3 protein-coding genes are annotated in these 4,667 nt (G+C 34.9%); all 3 read right to left on the reverse strand.

The window, feature by feature from the left end; genetic code table 11:
• Positions 1–389: 389 nt before the first annotated feature.
• Genes CYP51_RS01525 through CYP51_RS01535 form a run of 3 tightly spaced genes read right to left on the reverse strand, consistent with a single transcriptional unit; the run spans position 390 to position 4,575 of the window.
• Entirely contained in the window at positions 390–1,217 is an 828-nt protein-coding gene (locus tag CYP51_RS01525) for a hypothetical protein (RefSeq protein ID WP_103624103.1), read from the reverse strand.
• Positions 1,218–1,228: 11 nt separating this feature from the next.
• Positions 1,229–2,179 (reverse strand): AAA family ATPase, encoded by a 951-nt coding sequence (locus tag CYP51_RS01530; protein ID WP_103624104.1) that lies wholly within the window; start codon positions 2,177–2,179, stop codon positions 1,229–1,231.
• Between the two features lie 20 nt (positions 2,180–2,199).
• On the reverse strand, positions 2,200–4,575 hold the full coding sequence (locus CYP51_RS01535) for a ribonucleoside-diphosphate reductase subunit alpha (protein WP_103624105.1): 2,376 nt from the start codon (positions 4,573–4,575) through the stop codon (positions 2,200–2,202).
• Positions 4,576–4,667: the final 92 nt, after the last annotated feature.

The following is a 4,667-nucleotide window of genomic DNA, read 5'->3' on the forward strand; positions in this document are numbered from 1 at the left end:
ATAGATAACTATTTTATTTTGTTTAATAATATTTATCAAAAAATATAAAATTTTGGAAAGTTTTCTTAAGTATATTTCTACCTAGTTTATGTATTTTAAACTAAAATTTGATTATTCTTACTTAAATAATTATTTTAATTTTAGTTTTTAAAGTATTATATTTAAAATTTTACAAATCAATCAAGCTTATTTGGGTATCATCTAAAAAGCTTAAAATAAAGAAATTAATTTCACTGAATATACAAAACAGTAAATATCTACTATTCTTAAAGCAGATTGCTGTCAAGAAAAACTATAATACGATATTTTACGCGATAAAATAAGGCATGGATTATGATTATATGCAAGCTATAGAAAAACGGTACTATAAATCTATTGCTTTAATTTTTCTAACTACCCAATTTATCTTTTATCTTTTGAATAAAATCAAAATATTCTTTTTTTATATTTCCTCTTTTGGCATTAGCCGCTAGTGTATTTTTTATCTCTTGTCTTTTTTCTTTATTTTGACTTACGGCTTTATCTATATTGTCAATGCTAGATTTCTTTTTATCGTATTCATAGTTTCCATTGTACTGTTTGATTTTAGCCGACAAATAATCTACTTCATAAAAATCTTCAAGTGTTTTTATTTTATTGGATTTATCGCAAACTTCATCATACTCAAGCCAATTTTCTTTTAAATCAGGAAAATCTTTTTCAAAATCTTTTCTTTTGTTCTTTGCAGTTTCATCACTATCGGATATTATAAGAAATTTCTTACCAGTTAGCATCATCATCGTAGTTATCATATCAACGTCTTTTATGCCGCCCATGTAAACTATCCCGCAATTTTTAAAATCATTTGTGTTACAAAGCATTTTAAAAATTTTATAGTCCATATATCCTTCAAAAATAATATTTTTTGACTGTATACTTTCAAATATATGACTTCCAATTGCTCTTTTTAAAAGTTCGTCTTCTTGAAATGGTGATTTGTCTTGTGGGACTATTTCTGAAATATCATCCTTTCTTTCTATAACCAGATGCCTCTCGATACACTCGTTATCTATCATAAAAGGGGAATGTGTAGAATAAATTACGACAGCTTTTTCTGAAATTTTTAGCAATTCTTCTTTTAAAAATCTCGCACTGGTTGGATATAAAAAAGCATCTGGTTCATCAAATAAAATTAATCTATTATCGGCTTCTTGTGTTCTAGATTCAATCGATAACATAAGCAATATCGCTATAAACCTTTAAAGCCATCACTTCTATCCTCATTAGAATAATACTCTTTTTCTTTTATTCGCACATCGAACTCTTCGCCATCTTTTGTTATAACAAAATCTATATTGTTTAAGTCAGGCCATATTTTTCTAAATTCTTTTGTTGCTCTATTAGATATATTGTCTAAAAAGCCATGTAGTCCTTTATCTTTTTTGGCTGCATTTTCAATATCTTGTTGAATGTCTTTTATATTGCTTAAATAAAAAATATTTTTTAAAGGTATACATATATCTGGGTTATTTTTAAAGTTTTCTATATTTACATTAGGTGGTAATAAATGACTATCGCTATACTCCCAAAATATAACTCTCCTATAAATATTCTCCATGGGTATTATATTTTTTATTATTTCAAACACAATTCTCTTTATGTAATCATATGTCAAAGGCTCAAGCAAAGAACTATTACTTTCGCCTTCTAATTTTGTAATTTGCCGATTATCTGTACTATAGTAGAATAAGTTAGATACTTTATATTTATCATTTAATCCTTCATATTTCCAGTGGATTAACCTCGGTGTATCATTATCTTTTATACTCAATGTTAATATTATTTCACCAAAAGCTTCTTGAATAAAGCTTTCAATACTTAAATTATTTTCAAAAATATCTAGACTTTCTATATGATATTCTTCGATTAATTTTTCTTTAATATAACTAATGTCTTTTTGTGTAAGCTTAAAGATAGCATCAATATAATATTCATCATTATCCGAAGCCGTTTTTCTTTGATCTTTTATGCCAACCTTATATCCATTAAATACTGCGGATATGGCCTTTAATATATTACTTTTCCCTGCCTCGTTTTTTCCTACTAAGATTAAACATTTTTTTCCATTTTTTTCCTCGATATTTATTTTCATGTCTTTTATAGAACGAAAATTTTTTATTTCAAATCTATCCAGTTTCATATATTAACCCTTTTTGCCTTTCACTGACATCCCTCACATTCGATCGAGCGGTCAGCTACGTCGTTTAGTTTTTCGCTATCTGGTGACTCAGAGCGTAGATAGTAGGTTGATTTTAGTCCAAGCTCCCATGCAAGCGTGTAAATTTCACTTAGATATCCGCCGCTTGCTTTGTCTAAGCTCATGAAAATATTTAGACTTTGACCTTGGTCGATCCATTTTTGGCGGATCGCGCCTGCTTTTATAAGAATTCTTTGATCAAGCTCGTAAGCTGGCGTGTAAAACTGCCAAGTATCTGGGCTTAAATTTGGCACGACATTTGGGATCATGCCGCTTAGGTTATGCTCAAACCACTTGCGTTTATAGACTGGCTCGATGGTCTGAGTGGTGCCAACAAGGATCGAGATCGAGCTAGTTGGAGCGATCGCCATTAGGTAGCCGTTTCTCATGCCATCGCGCTTAACCTTTTCTCTTAGTTTGTCCCAGTCGCAGACATTTTCGTCAAATAGCCCGCCTTTGTCGTTTAAAAGCGCTTTTGCGTTCTCGTTTGCAGTGTCTATCGGCATGATGCCTTTACTCCATTTTGAGCCCTCAAATTTTGGATAGATGCCCTTTTCTACGGCTAAATTTGAGCTAGCGTAGATCGCGTTGTAGCTTATGTTTTCCATTATGCTATCAATTAGCGCTAAATGCTCATAGCTGCCCCATTTGACGTTTTTCTCAGCTAGCATTTGCGCCTCGCCCATGACGCCAAGACCGATCGAGCGAGAAGCTAGGTTTGTGTGTTTTACTTTTTTGTGTGGATAAAAATTTAGATCTATAACGTTATCAAGCATTCTGATAGCTATCGGCACGACACGCTCGATGTCCTCTTTGCTGTTTATCTTGCTTAAATTTATACTTGCAAGGTTGCAAACCGCCGTTTTGCCCTCGATACTCTCTTTTTCTACGATGAAAATTTGCTTGCCTTTTAGGCTATCAAGCGCGCTTAGCTTTTTGGCTTTTTTAGTTATGCCACTATCGACCGTGATGTCTTCTTCTTCGTCAAATAGCTCCTCGCTGCCGTCTTCATAAGTGATCTTGATCTTATAATAGTTTGGCGCTGTGTTTTGGAAAATTTCGGTACATAAATTTGAGCTTCTGATGATGCCCTCGTGGTCGTTTGGATTTGCTTTGTTGGCATTATCTTTAAAGCATAAAAATGGCATGCCCGTTTCAAAATAGCTAGTTAAAATTTTCTTCCAAAGCTCTTTTGCAAGGATGGTGTTTTTCTGGATATTTTCGTCGTTTTCATACTCTAAATATCTCTTCTCAAACTCATCACCATAAAGGTCGCAAAGGTCGCTTACTTGAGCTGGGTCAAAAAGGCTCCAGCGGCCATTTTCTTTGACACGCTTCATAAATAGGTCGTTTATCCAAAGCGCAGGGAAAAGCTCGTGTGCACGGCGTCTCTCTTCGCCTGAGTTTTTACGAAGATCAAGAAAATCGCTCACGTCCATGTGCCAAGGCTCGATATAAACAGCGATCGCGCCCTTTCTAGTGCCTAGCTGATCGACCGCTACTGCGATGTCGTTTGTTACTTTTAAAAATGGGATAATACCGCCAGCTGCGTTTTTGTGTCCGTCGATACTGCCGCCCATCGCACGCACCTTGCTCCAGTCCCAGCCGATACCACCACCAAATTTTGAAAGTAGCGCCATCTCTTTGTAGCTATCAAAAATTCCTTCAATATTATCAGGCGTACTACCTACGTAACAGCTGCTTAGCTGGTGGCGTGTAGTCCTTGCGTTTGAGAGCGTTGGGGTGGCCAGCATTACTTCAAATTTAGAGATGAGGTCATAAAATTTCTTAGCCCAGCCTTGACTGTCTAGCTCGTTTTGCGCAAGAAACATCGCGATCGCCATAAACATGTGCTGTGGCAGCTCGATTGGCATACCATTTTTGTCTTTTATGAGATAGCGGTCATAAAGCGTCTTGATACCAAGGTATGCAAACTGAAGGTCACGCTCAGGCTTGATATAAGCGTTTAGGTCTTCTAGGTCGTACTTCTCTTTTAGCCCAGGGATGATGCGGCCTACCTTTTCGCCTTTTACTAGGTAGTCTTTTAGGTGATTGTAGCCGTTAAAGCCAGATACTTTGTGATAAAGATCGTATAAAAATAGCCTTGCAGCAACAAATGTCCAGTTTGGGCGGTCGATGTCGATCTTATCGACTGCTGTTTTTATAAGAGTCTGCTGAATTTCCTCAGTCGTTATCATATCTCTAAACTGGATTTTCGCGTCCACTTCAAGCTCGCTAAGGCTTACGTTGCTTAGTCCAAGAACTGCTTCGTTTGTATATTTTTTGATCTTACTTATATCAAGCTCTTCTGTTCTGCCATTACGTTTTATAACTTTCAAAAATATCTCTCCGTGTTAAATTTTAATTTGGGATTTTATCCAAAAGGAGATAAAAACTCTCTTTGTTAAAAAAGTGCTTTTAAATATAAAAT

It is taken from the genome of Campylobacter concisus (assembly GCF_002912895.1).
In the GTDB taxonomy this organism is placed as follows: Bacteria; Campylobacterota; Campylobacteria; order Campylobacterales; family Campylobacteraceae; genus Campylobacter_A; species Campylobacter_A concisus_G.

Bases quoted from the DNA above. Each gene is read 5' to 3' on its own strand.
- CYP51_RS01530 (WP_103624104.1), bottom strand. From the start codon at position 2,179: ATGAAACTGGATAGATTTGAAATAAAAAATTTTCGTTCTATAAAAGAC.
- CYP51_RS01525 (WP_103624103.1), bottom strand. From the start codon at position 1,217: ATGTTATCGATTGAATCTAGAACACAAGAAGCCGATAATAGATTAATT.